The sequence below is a fragment of the Veillonella sp. Ser01 genome, from assembly GCF_053850375.1.
Genome location: NZ_JBSPUA010000001.1, coordinates 357342 through 375048, shown reverse-complemented (window position 1 = coordinate 375048; position 17707 = coordinate 357342). Strand labels below are relative to the sequence as shown.

19 protein-coding genes and 1 tRNA gene are annotated in these 17707 nt (G+C 38.4%); all 20 read right to left on the bottom strand.

Features of this window, described 5'->3' with window-relative positions:
- Positions 1-1032 carry a tRNA (adenosine(37)-N6)-threonylcarbamoyltransferase complex transferase subunit TsaD gene (gene tsaD / locus ACWTVK_RS01745; protein ID WP_456045750.1) on the bottom strand — a complete coding sequence of 344 codons (1032 nt, stop codon included), beginning with the start codon at positions 1030-1032 and terminating at the stop codon, positions 1-3.
- Positions 1029-1478, bottom strand: coding sequence for a ribosomal protein S18-alanine N-acetyltransferase (gene rimI, locus ACWTVK_RS01740; protein ID WP_456045749.1), 450 nt, complete (start codon positions 1476-1478; stop codon positions 1029-1031). The genes tsaD and rimI overlap by 4 nt, the downstream gene beginning before the upstream one ends.
- Positions 1478-2236, bottom strand: coding sequence for a tRNA (adenosine(37)-N6)-threonylcarbamoyltransferase complex dimerization subunit type 1 TsaB (tsaB, locus tag ACWTVK_RS01735; protein WP_456045748.1), 759 nt, complete (start codon positions 2234-2236; stop codon positions 1478-1480). The genes rimI and tsaB overlap by 1 nt, the downstream gene beginning before the upstream one ends.
- The gene (gene tsaE / locus ACWTVK_RS01730) at positions 2220-2714 is read right to left on the bottom strand and encodes a tRNA (adenosine(37)-N6)-threonylcarbamoyltransferase complex ATPase subunit type 1 TsaE (protein ID WP_456045747.1); all 495 of its coding nucleotides are present in this window, start codon (positions 2712-2714) and stop codon (positions 2220-2222) included. Before tsaE ends, tsaB begins: the two co-directional genes overlap by 17 nt.
- Positions 2704-3684, bottom strand: a complete 981-nt coding sequence (gene thiL, locus ACWTVK_RS01725; protein WP_456045746.1) for a thiamine-phosphate kinase — start codon at positions 3682-3684, stop codon at positions 2704-2706. The genes tsaE and thiL overlap by 11 nt, the downstream gene beginning before the upstream one ends.
- A gap of 105 nt (positions 3685-3789) precedes the next feature.
- Positions 3790-4350 carry a GerMN domain-containing protein gene (locus ACWTVK_RS01720; protein WP_456045745.1) on the bottom strand — a complete coding sequence of 187 codons (561 nt, stop codon included), beginning with the start codon at positions 4348-4350 and terminating at the stop codon, positions 3790-3792.
- Between the two features lie 3 nt (positions 4351-4353).
- Positions 4354-5451: an N-acetylmuramoyl-L-alanine amidase family protein gene (locus tag ACWTVK_RS01715; protein ID WP_303940723.1), complete on the bottom strand. Its 1098-nt coding sequence runs from the start codon at positions 5449-5451 to the stop codon at positions 4354-4356.
- A 245-nt stretch (positions 5452-5696) separates the two neighbouring features.
- Complete coding sequence (locus tag ACWTVK_RS01710; protein WP_456045744.1) at positions 5697-6641, bottom strand: ComEC/Rec2 family competence protein; 945 nt, start codon at positions 6639-6641, stop codon at positions 5697-5699.
- 2 nt (positions 6642-6643) lie between these two features.
- The gene (locus ACWTVK_RS01705) at positions 6644-8215 is read right to left on the bottom strand and encodes an NAD(P)H-hydrate dehydratase (protein WP_456045743.1); all 1572 of its coding nucleotides are present in this window, start codon (positions 8213-8215) and stop codon (positions 6644-6646) included.
- A gap of 1 nt (position 8216) precedes the next feature.
- Entirely contained in the window at positions 8217-8588 is a 372-nt protein-coding gene (gene acpS / locus ACWTVK_RS01700; protein ID WP_456045742.1) for a holo-ACP synthase, read from the bottom strand.
- Between the two features lie 68 nt (positions 8589-8656).
- The gene (locus tag ACWTVK_RS01695) at positions 8657-9448 is read right to left on the bottom strand and encodes a hypothetical protein (RefSeq protein ID WP_456045741.1); all 792 of its coding nucleotides are present in this window, start codon (positions 9446-9448) and stop codon (positions 8657-8659) included.
- Between the two features lie 103 nt (positions 9449-9551).
- Positions 9552-9635: transfer RNA gene (locus ACWTVK_RS01690), tRNA-Leu, on the bottom strand.
- Between the two features lie 54 nt (positions 9636-9689).
- Positions 9690-10451 carry a 5'/3'-nucleotidase SurE gene (gene surE, locus ACWTVK_RS01685; RefSeq protein ID WP_298633014.1) on the bottom strand — a complete coding sequence of 254 codons (762 nt, stop codon included), beginning with the start codon at positions 10449-10451 and terminating at the stop codon, positions 9690-9692.
- A gap of 17 nt (positions 10452-10468) precedes the next feature.
- Positions 10469-11731 carry a glycosyltransferase family 2 protein gene (locus ACWTVK_RS01680; protein WP_456045740.1) on the bottom strand — a complete coding sequence of 421 codons (1263 nt, stop codon included), beginning with the start codon at positions 11729-11731 and terminating at the stop codon, positions 10469-10471.
- 19 nt (positions 11732-11750) lie between these two features.
- Positions 11751-12422: a CDP-diacylglycerol--serine O-phosphatidyltransferase gene (gene pssA / locus ACWTVK_RS01675; RefSeq protein WP_456045739.1), complete on the bottom strand. Its 672-nt coding sequence runs from the start codon at positions 12420-12422 to the stop codon at positions 11751-11753.
- Positions 12415-13056, bottom strand: a complete 642-nt coding sequence (locus tag ACWTVK_RS01670) for a phosphatidylserine decarboxylase family protein (RefSeq protein ID WP_060924257.1) — start codon at positions 13054-13056, stop codon at positions 12415-12417. Before ACWTVK_RS01670 ends, pssA begins: the two co-directional genes overlap by 8 nt.
- A gap of 14 nt (positions 13057-13070) precedes the next feature.
- Positions 13071-13793 (bottom strand): WecB/TagA/CpsF family glycosyltransferase, encoded by a 723-nt coding sequence (locus tag ACWTVK_RS01665; RefSeq protein WP_060924256.1) that lies wholly within the window; start codon positions 13791-13793, stop codon positions 13071-13073.
- Positions 13794-13808: 15 nt separating this feature from the next.
- Positions 13809-15263: an IMP dehydrogenase gene (gene guaB, locus ACWTVK_RS01660; protein WP_129823092.1), complete on the bottom strand. Its 1455-nt coding sequence runs from the start codon at positions 15261-15263 to the stop codon at positions 13809-13811.
- Between the two features lie 75 nt (positions 15264-15338).
- The gene (locus tag ACWTVK_RS01655; RefSeq protein ID WP_060924254.1) at positions 15339-15524 is read right to left on the bottom strand and encodes a 4-oxalocrotonate tautomerase; all 186 of its coding nucleotides are present in this window, start codon (positions 15522-15524) and stop codon (positions 15339-15341) included.
- Positions 15525-15656: 132 nt separating this feature from the next.
- Entirely contained in the window at positions 15657-17699 is a 2043-nt protein-coding gene (recG, locus tag ACWTVK_RS01650) for an ATP-dependent DNA helicase RecG (protein ID WP_456045738.1), read from the bottom strand.
- Positions 17700-17707: the final 8 nt, after the last annotated feature.

Here is a 17707-nt window from a genome sequence, read left to right as displayed (position 1 = left end):
TTAATCCTCTTTCCAAGATACATGGCCAATTTCAACACTTGGTTTTGCATTCAATGTTAAATCGCCAAATTTACCAGCTTGAGCCATATAATAGGCACGACAACCAATCATGGCTGCATTATCGGTGGACAGAATTTTATGAGGCTTGTAATAGGTAAAGCCTTCTTCCTTACACATAACCTCTAAGGCTTGTTGTAAGCCTTTATTAGCAGATACGCCGCCCGCAATGGTAATACGCGTTTCACCTAATGTATGAGCTGCATCTTTCGTTTTTTCAACTAATACATCAACAATAGCCTTTTGGAAGGACGCCGCAACATCGGCTTGATTAATAGGTTCATTCTTTTGCTGCTTACTATTTAGATAATTTAATACAGCAGATTTTAAGCCACTAAAACTAAATTCAAAATTACCGGGCTCACTCAACGCCTTTGGAAATTCAATAGCCTCTGGATTGCCTTCAATGGCGAGAGCATCGATATGAGGTCCACCTGGATAAGGGAAGCCCATAACACGAGCAATTTTATCAAATGCTTCACCTGCTGCATCATCGCGAGTCTGACCGAGAATATCAAACTCTTCATATCCTTTCACATGAACTAGCATGGTATGACCACCAGATACAACGAGACTCAAAAATGGAGGTTCTAATTCTGGATTAGCTAAGAAGTTAGCAAAAATATGACCTTCCATATGGTGAACTGGCACCAAAGGAATATCTGTAGCAAAGGATAATCCCTTCGCAGCTGCTACACCAACCAATAAGGCCCCTACGAGACCAGGACCATAGGTAACACCAATATGGTCAATATCTTGTAACGTTACATTTGCATCGCGTAGCGCTTGATCTATAACTGGTATAACTTGTTCTATATGGTGACGTGATGCGATTTCTGGCACAACACCACCAAATTTTCTATGAATAGGCACTTGGCTAGAAATTACATTAGATAAAACAGTGCGACCATCCTTTAAGACAGATGCAGATGTTTCATCACAACTACTTTCCAAGGCTAATGTGTATATACTCATTCTATTTCCTCTGAAACAAGAGACATAATATAAGCATCCTCTTTTGGCTCTGAATAATAATCTTTACGAATCCCTTTAACAGAGAATCCAAGATTTCTATACATCGCTAAGGCGGGCAAATTGGATATGCGTACCTCTAAGAAGATTTCATGCATACCTCTCTTGAAACATTCATCTATTAATTGTTTAGTAAGTTCTGACCCATATCCCTTACCACGAGCAGAAGGAATAATGGCAATGTTTGTTATTTGTCCTTCATCATATACGAGCCAAGCACCAGCATAACCAACAATATGATTATCTTCGTAAATAACCATATATAATTTATTATCGGTCCCTTCAAGTTCAGCAAGTACAGATTCCAAACTCCATGGAACTGAAAAGGACTGCTGTTCTATATCATAAATGACCTGAGCATCATCGATAGTCGCTAACCGAATCTCCATTATTCTGCTCCTGCCGCTTCAGTCACTACCACAGTAGGATTTTGATTTAACATTTCAGGATTATCCTTATGTCGTTCCTCCCATAACACCTCTGCCTCAGAGCGACGAATATAATAAGGAACCATATCCATTGGATCACATATCTCTTCACGTTCGACCAATTCACGCCCCGCTAATAGTAATGAACTTGCCTTTGGAATACGTTGAGAAATATCTAGTACAGTCAAATTAGTATCGCCTTCCTCTAAGAGCTTTTCAATGCGCTTGATACCATCCCCTAAGAATAGAACCTCTTCCTTTGTTTCTCTAAATTTATCTAATAAATCACTAGCAGCAATAACAAATGGCTCCTCTTTACATACTAGTTTATTATTTTCATATCTATATAAACCAGCATATACATGCTTTTTCTGAGCATCGATAACGGTACAAATTGTACGATTTGTATATGAAACATTACGAGCTAAGCTGTCCATTGTCATCACACCATACAATGGAATTTGTAAGGCGTAAGCCATTGCTTTAGCGGTCCCCATGCCAATACGCAATCCAGTGAAAGAACCAGGCCCGATACTAACGATAATACCTTTTAACTCATTCTTTTTTACTTGTGAGGCACGCAATAACATATCAATGTGAGGTATTAGTTGCTCAGAATGAGTTAATCCAGCTTGGATAGTCAACTCACCAATAAGGTTATGCTCATCCATTAAAGCCACACTCGAAACGAGTGAGCTTGTCTCAATTCCCAACCACATATGGGCCTCCTATTTCTACTAAATCATCCTCTGAAAGGTAATCACTACCTAATGTGATAGATCGGCTTGTATCATCAATGCGCGTCAAATAAATCCATAATGTTTCATCTGGTAATTCATCTGGGAATTTATCCGCCCATTCCACAATGGATACGCAATCCTCTGTATATTCGTAGAAGCCAATATTTTCAAGCTCGCTTATATCATCCAAACGATATACATCAAAATGATATAAATGTGTTCTATCCACATCATAAGTATTCATGATTGCAAAGGTAGGGCTTGTAATCTCCTCTGTAACTCCAAAGCCTTTCGCAATACCTTGGGATAGGTGCGTTTTTCCTGTCCCTAAATCACCAATTAAAGCAATACATAAAGGTTCTCCGCTTTGTTTGGCCCATCTGCCTAATAACTGTCCAAATTGTTGTGTATCTTCTACTGTATGAGTTTCTAATTGAACATGTGCCTTATGATTCATGAAAATGATTATATCCTTTCGCTTCTATGGTCTTAATCGTTTTATCCGGTGTTACCATCTGAACATGACATGGTCCAGATATAACTTCACCGATTATAGTAATGCCAGATAAATTCTCTAATTTAGGAATCAATGCTTTAGGAGCCGTGAATACTAGTTGAAAATCCTCACCACCATATAATGCATAATCCACTGGATTAGTCTGTAAATACTTGGCTAATTCATAAGTTTCTTCATGAAGTGGAATAGCTTTTTCCTCTATAACAATAGATACGTTACTAGCCGATGCAATTTCATTTAATTCACTACCAAGACCATCACTAATATCATTCATACTATGAATTCCCAGTTGTCTCAATTGTTGACCTAATTCAATTTGTGGATCAGGTCGTTGATGACCAACCTTCGTCATAGCATAGCCATCTAAATTATAGGATAACGCACCTAAACCTGTGGCAGCATAACCTACATAATTTGTAATGCCCACAATATCGCCAACTTGTGCACCACTACGCATAATAGCAGTGCCAGTAGGAACCTCGCCTATGATGGTAACAGTCCACACCATAGGTCCTTCCGTACGCACCGTATCTCCACCAAGTATATTGAGATGATATCTAGCACATTGAGCTTTAATGCCTCTATAGATTTCATCTAGAATAGCAGTATCAACATATTCAGGTGCCGCCAAAGATAACACTATTTGTCGAGGGGTCCCACCCATAGCAGCAATATCACTTAAATTAGCTGTCATGAGACGATAGCCTACATCATAAGGTTTCATATAGCGAAAGCTAAAATGAACACCTTCCACCATCGTATCTGTACTAATTAGTTGATCTGTTTCATCTGTAGCACGATACACTGCACAATCATCACCAATCCCTGTAATTACAGTGCTCGAATCATGTATCGTATCATTTTGAATGTGGCTTATGAAATTGAATTCCCCTACCTCTTTTAATTGCATCTCATCACCTGGCTTCCGATTAGTATACATATTGTATTGTAACATATATAAAAGACAACAAAAATAGCAGATAGTTGATATATCAACTATCTGCTATCAATGAAATTATTTTTTAATTAGGTTTGTCATCCGTTTAACAGGATCTTTCGTATCAAAGGAACCTACAGTAAGAACCTTTTTACCATTATTAACGAATAGAACGCCATTAATATTATCAAAGGATGTCAATGTATTTACAATGGCAGCCATTTGCAATTTAACAGTTAAGTCCCCACCATTACCTTTTACGAAAGCGTCATTCACTTCTACAGAAGCAATACCGTCCTTTACAGTAACAGATGTGATTTCAATATCCTTAGAGAATACTGGATATTTTTGTGCTCTATCAGCTTTTAGCATCGCTAGAAGAGCGGCTTTAGGCGTTACTTTATCCGCCTCCATCTCAACGGTTGATTGTGTTACCCCTGAGCCATCCTCTGTTGGAACAAAGAAGGCCATCTTAACCTTTTCTTGAGATACTTTTGTTGTTTCTGCATCCTTATTGACTTTCGTCTCTTGCGCAGGTTCACTTTTACCTGTTGTAGGAGCTTGATTAGGTGTACAACCCGCTACAAATGCAAGCAAGCCTACACAGAGGATCGACAGAACTTGTTTACGTAATTTCATCGATTAACCTCCAAAGTAACTAGCAACACCATTGGCAATGCGATTAGCAAAGTCTTCTTGTGTTTGAGGAGATTGCAATGCACGTTCCTCATTAGGGTTAGAAATAAATCCAAGCTCTACAAGAATGGCAGGCATATTAGTATGTCTTAATACATACAAATTGCCTTCTTGAATGCCACGGTCACCATTGAATCCTGGTACACTAGCAATTTGAGATTGTACCTTTTGTGCTAAACGAGCATCATTACCTGTTTTAGTATAGTAGTATGTTGCAATACCACCAACACTTGGGTTGTTAAATGCGTTAATATGCACACTGATGAGCGCATCAGAATTGCTACGGTTCGCTACATTAACACGAGCGCCTAATTCATCAACACCACTTGCATTAGGACCATATACGTCTACGTCTGTAGTACGAGTCATAAGCACTTTAGCGCCACGATTTTCTAAGGCTTTTTTCAAGTACATAGAAATCGGTAGTGTAATATTTTTCTCTTGTACACCATGTGGTCCAACGGCACCAGAGTCACTACCACCATGACCTGGGTCAATAGTAATTGTCTTGCCAGATAAACCACCGCTAATAGAATAGTTACCAGATCCTGTGGGCATATTTTTCGCAGGATGTGCAGAAGGAGATGGACGTTTGCCATAGTAAGCAGGTTTAGGTGCCACACCTTTTTTCTGTACATCTACAACGATGCGGTACGGTTTCTTATTAACCGTATCTTTCTTTAGGGAAAATACCTTTACATCACTCGTATCGATAGATGAAGGTGTCTTGATTGTTACCTTCACATCTCTGCCGTCCTCTGTAAGTCTAGCAGAACTAGCTATGCTAGAATCCATATTAATATTCGCTTTAGCAGTTTTTAGCTTTGTGTTCTTTAAGGTAACAGTCGTCGTTTTCCCATCTTTGCTAATCGATGCAGACGCTTTCACAGGTGCTGATAAATCCATTACCATACGAACATATGGTACAGGTGCATCAGTTCGTGTCACCCATCGAGCATCTTCAAGATTAGCTGCCTTTGCTTGAGTCAAGAATAGAGGTAAAGCCATCAAGACAGCAAGGCACATAAAAAATAGTTTACGCAATACATTCACTCCAATCTAACTGACATACGTAGTGTCCAAACCATAGAGATGAGTCGATGATATCTTTGTGAATCAAAGTCTCATCGTTCCAATCTATCCATAAACTAATGTTAGATTATAGATAGATTATTTCATACAAACATGAAGATTAGTATGCCGATTATACATATTACTATATAAAGTCTTTATACAGTAAACACAAAAATCAGTTGCTTAAAATTATTTTTTGTGCTATACAATCGATACTAACGTTCAGTTGTAATTTGCCATTCATTCCCATCCGTACTAATGTGAATACGTCCCATCGTATCTGTACGGTAAATGGCAATATTGTTCTCCTGCAAACGACGCAATGTTATATCGTGAGGATGACCATAACTATTATACATGCCATTTGAAATTAATGCACTTTCTGGTTTAATAGATTTCAAAAAATCTTCAGAGCTACTTGTACGAGAACCGTGATGTCCTACCTTAAGAACACGAGCAAACAGTCTAGAGTTCTGCTCTTTTATGAGTTTTTTCTCTTCTTGTAATTCTGCATCACCAGTAAAGAGCATAGAGAATTTACCAAAAATTAATTTACCTACAATAGAGTTATTATTAAGATCTGGCTCCCCTTTTTTATCTGTTAAAGGTTCCGCCCATGGTGCATATACTACAAATACAGCACCATGTCCAAAATCAACTATATCTCCACTACGCAATGTGGAGCGTTGGATTTTATTTTTATCAATCCATTTCTCATAGGTTTTATACATATTATTATCAACAGAAATGCCATCATCATACACATGTTCAATGGGCATAGCTTTCGCAATAGCGTAGAAGCCCCCCATATGATCAGCATGTGGATGTGTAATGATAATATTTTTTAACTTAGTAACACCCATAGATTTTAGCTGAGCTACAATATTTTCACGATGCTCTATGTCACCTGTATCGATCATACTATATTCATCGCCAACCTTAAGCAGTATAGCATCCCCTTGACCGATATCTAACATATATACGTCTAGATGGCCTTCAGGGTTCGTTTGCTTAGTATCGATAGAATAGCCTTCATTTGTACTAGAACTAGTCTGAGATGCTGCATTAGCTACATCTTTATTCGTACATCCTGCAATAGCAAAAATTGGAATACATAGCACTAGTAAAAAGGCTATAAAGCGTTGTATTTTATTTGTCATTCTTATTCTCCCAATAATTCACTAATGACACAGCCTATAGAAGTACTTACATCACTAGGTGTATATCCCCAAGTTTTCGTATCACTTAGTATATCTGCACTGCGGCTATGTACATAGACCCCTAAAATGGCACTATCCTGTAAGGAATAGCCTTGGCTGATAAAGCCTGCAATGACTCCCGTTAATACATCCCCCATACCGCCAGTTCCCATACCAGCGTTTCCCATAGTATTAACATATACTGTACCATCAGGTAGTGCCACAACAGAAGGAATTCCTTTTAGAACAAGTACTACCTGATGAGCCTTAGCAAATGCTCGTGCCAATGTAATATAGTGACGTTCAATCCATTTTATAGGCAAATCAATAAGTCTACTAAATTCACCTAAATGAGGTGTCATCACACAATATGGTAACTGTCGTTCCATCTTATATATAGACTCAACCTTACCATCTCGCAATGCATCTTTATCTACAGATCCCACATGACCTAATGCATACAACGCATCAGCATCAATGACCAGAGCACCTTCATAGCAATCAATAACATGATTTACTAAATCCGGAATATCTATTGTACGTCCCAAACCGGGTCCAATAGCAACTACTTGACGGCTTTCATAAATGGAGTGATTTTCATTGATAGTGGTAACCATCACTTCTGGTATGATACGTCCTTGTACTGCCCGTTTAATTATCTCTGGAACACACAATGTAACTTTACCAGCACCACTATGAACAGCAGCTTCTGCAGTTAACATAGGGGCTCCCACCATATCACTAGAGCCACCAATAATTAGGGTATTTCCATTTACTCCTTTATGAGCCATTGGAACTCGATAATTAATTAGTGTTTCTGCTAAATCTGAATCAATAGTTATAGTACTATCACGATTAACTAATACTTGCTGCCAAGGAGCTCCCAAAGGAGCAACCACTACAGTACCCCCTACAGCCTTGCCAGGATATAGTAATAAACCTTGTTTGATAGCACCAAAGGTAACTGTGTAATCATAGACTAAAGTACCTTCAGCTACTTGACCTGTTGTGGCATCTAAGCCAGCAGGTACATCAATAGCCCACAAATTAAAATTATATTGACTACGCATAGTATCAATAACGTGCAATATGTCTATTGTCGTATCTCGAAGACGTCCAGCTAACCCTGTTCCCATAATGCCTTCTACAACTATAGCTACATTTGACCAATCATTAAAATCATCATACATATCAATGATACAGCCCATTGCTTCACATCTCTTGAGTTGAACTGCAAAAAGTTCGCTACATTTGCTCGTATCACCTACTAGTGCAATTTGTACCGGTACACCTTGCTCTAAAAGATGACGAGCTGCTACAAAGCCATCTGCCCCATTGTTACCTGTACCACAGATAAATAGTACAAAACTATTGATAGAACGGGCATTATCTAAGGAAAACAAGTCATATTGTCCCCACAAAGCATCCACAATGCCACGTCCTGCATTTTCCATTAAAATTTCTAAAGAGACACCTAATTGCTTAGGTACTTCTTGATCTATATATCGAGCATCTTCAGTTGTTAATATTTGCATCTTATGCTCCTTCAAGTATAACTGTACTCATTGCATATGCTTTGCAATGACTAATCGATACATGTGTATCCGTATAGCCTAATGTTTCATAAATATCTTTAAAAGTATCTTGTAAACGAATTAAGGGAGCCCCTAATTCATCATGACCGATTTCTATATCTTGCCATGAACCATGACGCATTCCCGTACCTAATGCTTTAATGAAAGCCTCTTTAGCGGTATATATACCGGCATAAGACTCGTAACGCCCCTTATTTCGGCTTTCACAATAATCAATTTCATGAGGCGTATATACACGGTCGCGAAATGATTGAGATTTCTCTAAAGCTTGACGGATGCGGTCAATTTCTATAATATCATTCCCTAATTTCATAATAACTCCTAAATTATCCTAACATTTATATTATACACTCTTAAAGTGGATAAAAACATAGATAAAATCTAGGCATTTACAGAGAATGGCAATGTGGATAGACTGTAAATTTCTACCTTACCTTTACGGTTAACCGCCACGTACATCTGACCATTACGGTAATCCATATCCTCTACTTCCATTCCTGAAGTATAAGGGCTTATATTCTTTACTACGCCTTCATCATCGACGAAAACGAAGGTCGTTAAGGTTGTAAAAATAGTGTTACCATTAGCAGCATAAGCACCATTATTATTTAAGTCGGTATGCTCTGCATCAATCGTATACGTTTTTACCTTATTAAAATTTGAATCATAGTAGTTAATAGTACGATGAGAATTTGTTAAAGGCACAATCGACACATATTCATTACGGTCTTTATCAAAGGCAAAATTAAATACCTTTTCTTTCAATTTAATAGGCGCTTCAACAATCATACTATTAGCTTCAATAGGTGTAACAATATATCCATCTACAACAGCATTAGTAGTATAGTAACGATTGTTATTCGGATTATAGGTTAACGTATTCATATGACCTAATAAACGTTTTTGACTATACTCATACTTAGCAGCCACTTGCAACGTTGTGGGATTAATTTCATAAATAATTTGCTTTGTATTATCAGCATTTATACATGCGAGGACAAATACATCTTTTTTTGAGTTATAACAAAAGCCTTGGCACTGATTAACAGAATTATCTAATGGTATCTCCGCCAATCGTGTTAACGGTAAAGGCATTTGAACAGCACTTACAGGTTGTGCAAGCTTTGGTATATCAAAGACATTAGCAATATAATCAATCATACCTTGATCCATATTATCACCTCAAGCGAACAAAAATGTATATAATCGTATATTAATTCACAAATATAAATATATAAAAAATAGGCGGTAAGACAAAAGTCTTACCGCCTAAAGTTGGTGCCGGAGGTGGGACTTGAACCCACACGGTGTTACCCGCTTGATTTTGAGTCAAGTGCGTCTGCCATTCCGCCACTCCGGCGTCTTGGAACATTTGTTATTATACAGATATCCCAAAACAATGTCAACACATTTTTTATATTTTATCTAAAATATTTTTAACCGTTTCCATACCGATGTCACATTGTTGCTTCCACGTAAGAGCTACACCTGTTATATAGCCTTTACGAGCATATTCCACATCAGTGGGAACACTTTCAGCACCATAATCTAGCTCGCCTGCCAGCCAATAGTAATCCTGCCCTCTTGAATTAATGCGAGCATCAATAATATTGCTATAAGTTTGTAAACCTTGGCTAACCATTTTAAAATGATCCCAATCACATACGCCACGTAACGGAAAGTTCACATTTAATAGGCCATCAAAATTCCCTTTCACATAAATCTTTTCTATCAATTCATGGATAAAGGGATGCAGTTCATCCCCTCGTTCAGGAGAATATCGTTCCACAGATAATGCTAACCCTGGAATGCCGTAAAAACAACTTTCCATAGCAGCAGATACAGTACCAGAATATAGCACATCTGAGCCCAGATTAAAGCCATGGTTAATACCTGAAATCACAAGATCAGGCATATCATCACTCAATAAATAACTAAGGCCAAACTTCATGCAATCAGAAGGAGTTCCCGTTAGAGCATAAAGGCGAGGATTTTCATCCTCGCCATTGTACGCGTCTAATTTTAAAGGAATCTCAGTCGTCAATGCATGGGATTTAGCACTTTGCTCATTTGCAGGTGCTACAACGGTAATTCGATAATATTGACTTAAGTACGATGCAAGACGGCGTAAACCATCTGCTAAAATACCATCATCATTACACATTAAAATATGCATAGTCACTCCTACAGATTCTATTTTTTATTCTTATTCATATTGCCCATACGTGTTAATTTTACGTCATTCAAACCAACGGCTCGCGTATGAACTGTATGAGACCATTCCTTATTATGACGACGGAACCAACCTAAAATATTTACAGGAACCCAAGAGTATACAAAAATTGGATATAACAAATAGTAGAACCAAATTTTAGGTGGAACCTTAATTTTTAACAACACAATAAGTGGGAACAAATATTGACCAATACCGATAATTTGCCATACAGACATCGGCATAATTTGATACAAAATATTTGTATAAATTGGCACATATGCATTGATATATGAAAATACTAAATATATAGTTGTCAACAACAAGAAATAAGGCTGACTAACTTGTAAAATGCCATCTAGGATAACGATATTTCCTTGTTTAATGCCTGCGGCAAATAATTTAGGAATATATCGATCCGCACAGTCAAATTGACCTTGTGCCCAACGTAAACGTTGTTTACAAGAAGCCATCATAGTCGTAACTTTTTCATCATACACAATGGCATCGTGAGCCCAAGTAGTTTTAAGACCATGTGTTAATAGCTTCATAGAGAATTCCATATCCTCAGTTAAGCTATTACAATCCCAGCCATATTCACGGATGACAGATGTACGTATACACATACCAGTACCACCTAGTGCTGTGGACAAGCCAATGCGGTATTTTGCCAAATGCCACATATGATTAACCATCCAAAACATGATGGAAAATGTACCCGCAACCCAAGAGTCTGTTGGATTTTTAGAGTTCAAATAACCTTGAATTACAGACTCACCTTTTTCAAGATGATCATTCATTTCTAACATAAATTGTGGATGTACTAAATTATCGGCATCAAAGATAAGAAAGGCATCATATTTCCGATCCATTTTTTCCACACGATCAAACATCCATCCCATGGCATAGCCTTTGCCTACTTCTTCTTTATTGAATCGTTCATGTACATTGGCACCTGCAGCACTTGCTACCTCAGCAGTCTTATCTGTACAGTTATCGGCAACAACAAAGATATCGTACAACTCATCAGGGTAGTCCAAACTACGTAAGTTTTTTACTAACTCACCAACTACTGCTTCCTCATTATGAGCACATACAACGATAGCAAAGGAATTTTTAGGGGTATAGTTTTTATGTACTCGAGACCGCCACATACCAATTACGGCGAGCACAAAATAATAAACCGTATAAATTACGATTATTACCTGCATAGGGATCAATATCAGATCCAGTAGGTAATTCATACTATTATCCTCCACACACTTATTTACGCACTATATTTAACGCCCCATTAACAAGGCCAAATACTACATAACCAGCAAAAATCATCACTGCCCATGTATGCCAATCATATACGAGACAAGCTATGACAAAAATAGCAGTTAGTACAATGGAAAGTTTATTAATATTGATTGCAGTTTTACCTTTGAAGTCTGGGTATTTTACTTCACTAACCATTAAGAAGCCTACACCAATCATGCAAACTACTAATACAAATTGAGGAACCTCTACACCACACAATACGTAGGTAGCCGCCAAGCAACCTGCAGCTGGAATTGGCAACCCTTCAAAGTAACCATGAACTTCTTCAGTTTTAATGTTAAAGCGAGCAAGACGGAATGCGCCTAATACAGCAAATACTAATAATGGTACATAGGCAATCCATCCCAAACCATAAAGCTCTTTCATATATAACATATAAGCTGGTGCTACACCAAAGCCTACAACATCTGACAAAGAGTCTAATTCACGACCCATAGGTCCTGCCACACCTAAAGCTCTCGCTACACGACCATCTAAACCATCAGCAACTAAGGATAATAGTACGCAGATAGCAGCATAGAAGGTATTTCCTGTGGCAGAGAATGTGATACCTAGCACACCAAAAGCTAAATTAGCACTGGTAAACAAATTTGGAATAATAGATTTATTCATGACGCAACCTCCCGATAACAGTGTCTCCACCTGTAATATGTTGACCTTTTTCCACGAACAACTCTACATCCTTATCCATGTAGATTTCAGTACAAGAACCGAATTTAATCATCCCGTACAATTGGCCGCGTTCAAGCACGCTATCAAGGTCTGTCCAAGATACGATACGACGCGCTAAAAGGCCTGCAATTTGTGTTACCAATACGGAAGTACGATCATTTTCAATACAAATAGTATGACGTTCATTTTCAAAACCTACACTATCTTTAAAAGCAGGCAAAAAACTGCCCATTGTGTAGTGACGGTATGTAATTTTACCATCAATAGGCGCACGATTAGCATGTACGTCAAAAACAGATAGGAAAATAGTTACTTTTTTACACTCTTTATGTAAGTAAATATCTTCGTATACATCAGAAATATCCATAATTTTACCATCTGCTGGAGATAAAATTAAATCTGGATCTTGAGGGATTACACGTTTAGGATTTCTAAAGAAATTGACGAAAAATAATGCCAGAATAAATGAAATAATCGCAATTACATAATGTCCTAAAAATCCTAATACCACCGCGATAATGAGCATAGCCCCTATCAGTGGAAACCCTTCCTTAATTATTGGTCCTGTAGGCACGATTCAACACTCCTCTATTTATTTCTAATAACGGTCCACATAAACTTCGGAATAGCCAACATGCGGCCAATCCGTTGAGGTTCTAAATATAATCGATACAACCATTCGAGACGATTGCGTTGCATCCATTCTGGAGCCCGAGGAATATTACCTGCCAAGACATCAAAGGAACCACCTATGCCGATAGCAACAACGCCATCCAGGTGACTCAATTTTTCTGAAATCCATTGTTCTTGCTTTGGTACGCCTAAGGCAACAAAGACTAATTTTGCCTTAGACTCACTAATAGCTTTAACGATTTCTTGTTCCTCTGTGCTATCGAAGAATCCATCATGAATCCCTGCTATATTTAACGGTCCAACTTGGGCAGATAAATTATCAATTGCTCGTTGAGCAACACCAGGTGCTGCCCCTAAGCAGTATACAGGAATTTGCCGTTCAGCCGCAACTTTAAATAATCGTTTAGTTACGTCTACACCAGTTACGCGTTCAGGAACATGTTCACCTTGACGCTCTGCAGCCCACAAAATGCCAGCCCCGTCAGGAACGACGAGACTAGCATTATTCAATATGGTGTGCAATGTAGGGTTTTCATTTGCCAACATAACCATTTCTGCATTAGCCGTGGCTACTAAATGTAGTCCCGGCTCTTCAGTTAATTGTAAAATACGTTGAACAGCCTCATCCATTGTTACACAATCGATAGGCACAGATAAAACAGAAATACGTTTATTCAATGTAATACTCCATTATCAACCACTATAATTTGGTGCTTCAACGGTAATGCTTACATCATGCGGATGACTTTCTTTTAAACCAGCCGCTGTAATTTGAATGAATTGAGTATTCTCAATCATTTCTTGGATGTTATGACATCCGCAATACCCCATACTTGCACGCAAACCACCAACCATTTGGAAAATTGTATCAGCCAACATACCTTTATAAGGCACGCGACCCTCAATACCTTCAGGAACTAATTTCTTAGCTTCTGTTTGGAAATAACGATCTTTACTACCAAGTTTCATAGCACCTAGACTACCCATGCCACGGTATACTTTATAGGAACGACCTTGGTAAATCACTGTTTCTCCTGGACTTTCATCAGTACCAGCTAAAATATTCCCCATCATGACTACATTAGCACCAGCAGCAATAGCCTTAGCAATATCGCCAGAATATTTAATGCCCCCATCAGCGATGATAGGAATGCCATAACGACGACCTACTTGAGCAGACTCGTAAACAGCAGTAATTTGAGGTACACCAATACCTGCAATAACGCGAGTTGTACAAATAGAACCAGGTCCAATACCAACCTTAACAGCATCGGCACCAGCTTCAATAAGAGCCTCTGTACCAGCTGCAGTAGCAACATTGCCTGCAATAACAGGAATATGAGGATAAGCTTGTTTAATTTCTTTCAATGTACGTAGTACACCTGCAGAATGCCCATGTGCTGTATCTACAATGATTACATCAGCCTTTGCAGATACAAGTGCATCAAGACGATCATATAAATCTTTAGACACACCAACAGCAGCACCAACTAATAGGCGGCCACTACTATCTTTAGCTGAATTTGGATATTTTGTCGCTTTTTCAATATCTTTTATAGTAATTAATCCTTTTAAGTTTCCATCACCATCTACGAGAGGTAATTTTTCAATGCGATGTTCACTTAAAATTGCTTTCGCCTCTTCAAGAGAGGTGCCTTCTGGTGCAGTAACAAGGGAATCCTTTGTCATGCAGTCTCCGATTTGGCGAGTTAAATCAGTTTCAAAACGCATATCGCGATTTGTAATGATCCCTACTAGTTTACCATGTTCTGTGATAGGTACACCAGAAATTTTATATTTTTCCATAATTTCTGCTGCATCAGATAGTAAATTTTGAGGGCTTAAGAAAATAGGATCGACGATAACACCATGTTCAGAGCGTTTTACCTTATCAACTTCATGGGCTTGTTCTTCAATAGACATATTTTTATGGATAACACCAAGACCACCTTCACGAGCCATAGCAATAGCCATACGGGATTCAGTAACTGTATCCATCCCAGAACTAATCATAGGGATATTCAAAGTAATGTCACGAGTTAATTGAGTTTTTAACTCTACTTGATGTGGTAGCACATCAGAAGCCGCTGGTACTAATAAAACATCGTCAAAAGTTAGTCCACGCATACCGAATTTATCGTCTCTCATATTTAATTCCTTTCCGTATAATAAAACAAAACTACGACCCGCCTAGTCCATCTGGACTAGGCGGTCAGTCGTAGCTTAGCGTTCAGACCGCAAAATGCCGCCTTCCATATAATCATCTTTTTTCATATCTACGAAGATAATCTTTACTGCGTCAGCAGGTACATTAACGATATCAACCGCAGCTTTAGTGATAGCTTCACCTAATTGTTTTTTTTGTTCTTTTGTGCGCCCTTCAACGAGCTCTACATGAATAAGTGGCATATTGACCTCCATAGATGAAAAATGAAATAAATTTGTTTGTTCTATTATACGGTATGAGGAACAGATACACAAGGGAAAAACCCAGATAAAATCTAATATTATCGCTACTTATGTACTTATTATTCCTACCTCTTAATTATACAATATTCTAAGAAATTTTTCACCAAATCTTTTTTCTAATTCTTCTTTCATTACAGATTCAAGTTTTTCCATTCCATATTGACTTGCAAACTCTAGTACATCCTTGCGAGCCTGTACCAATATTTCAATATCTTTAATAATATTAGCAACCCGCAAATCAGGTAATCCTGATTGAGCTAATCCAAATAATTGGCCAGAACCGCGAAGCAGTAAATCTTGCTCTGCTAGTTCAAAGCCATCCTGAGTCTGTTCCATCAATTTTAATCGTTCTTGGCTCACATCATTTTTAGAATCACTCACAAGAATGCAATAAGATTGATGAGATCCACGACCTACACGGCCACGTAACTGATGCAATTGAGATAGGCCAAAACGTTCTGCCCCTTCAATACACATAATCGTCGCATTTGGCACATTAACTCCAACCTCGATAACGGTAGTAGAAACGAGCAATGAAATCTCACCCTTATGAAAGGCATTCATCACTTCATCCTTTTCACTTGGTTTCATGCGCCCGTGTACAAGACCAATTTCATAAGCCTTGTAAAAGTACTCTTTTAACTCCAGATATAATTCCTCAGCTGCTTGTAAATCTAACTTTTCAGATTCTTCAACAAGTGGACATACTACATAAACTTGACGACCTTCTGCCATCTCCTTGCCAAAGAATGTTCTTAATCGTTCCTTATACGAACTATCTACAGCATAGGTTTTGACAGGTTTACGTCCCGGTGGCATTTCTTTGATTAAGGATACTGCTAAATCACCATACACAGATAATGTCATGGTTCGTGGAATTGGTGTAGCCGTCATAATAAGTACGTGAGGATATGTCCCCTTCTGTTGCAACCGAGCCCGTTGTTCTACACCAAAGCGATGTTGTTCATCGATAATAACGAGTCCTAAGTTGTGGAAGTTAACGCCTTCTTGAATAAGAGCATGGGTGCCAATAATCATATGAATGGATCCATCAGCTAAGCCTTCATAGATTCGTTCTTTTTCTTTTTTTGTAGTAGAACCCGTTAATAGCTCTATGGTAATCCCCAAATTACCACATACTTCTGTTATACCTTCGTAATGTTGTGTCGCCAAAATCTCCGTTGGAGCCATTAACGCCCCTTGGTACCCATTTTCAATGGCTTTCAACAAACTCAAGGTAGCTACAACCGTTTTACCGGAACCTACATCACCTTGCAATAATCTTTGCATAGGCCGTTCATCTTCCATATCGATACGAATGTCCTCTAATGCACGCTGTTGATCACCTGTTAAGGAGAACGGTAAATTTTCTATACACTGAGCCATTAAGTCTCCATTGGGACCCATCTTAGGACCTTTATGACATTGTTCTTTATTTCGTAACAATGCCAATCCAGATTGCATGACAAATAACTCCTCATAAGCTAGTTGATGACGCGCCTCTTCATATCGCTCTGAAGACTCTGGGAAATGCATCATTTTAAATGCATCATAACGTGTCATATATTGATGTGCTTCACGAACTTCAGCAGGCAAAATCTCTAGCAACTCGTGATTAGCGGCAAACCAATTTCGTACCGATGAGCGCACTACAAACTGAGATACCCCATCTGCAAGAGCATAAATGGGAACGATACCTCGGTCAGGCTCTCCACCGTCTCCCAAATTTTCTATTTGGGGCGTATTCATTTGCATAGCGCCATATTGGAACTCTGCTTTACCATATGCATATAGACGCTGCCCTTTTTTATAAAAGTTCTTCTTATACCCTTGGTTAAATAGCACAATCTTTAACGGACCTGTACCATCTGCAATGACTACTTCTAAAATAGATAATCGGGGACGAGGGCGTTTTTCTTGTACAGCAATAACATTCCCAACCACGCCACCAGTCATGCCAGATTTTAAATCACCAATTCTATAAATCGTACGGCGGTCTTCATAGGTTCTTGGGAAATACGTTAACAAGGATGTTATATTGGTAATTCCCAACTTATGTAATTGTTTCTCTCGACCAGGACCTATCCCCTTTATGGTCGTCAACCGTTCATCCATAGAAACTC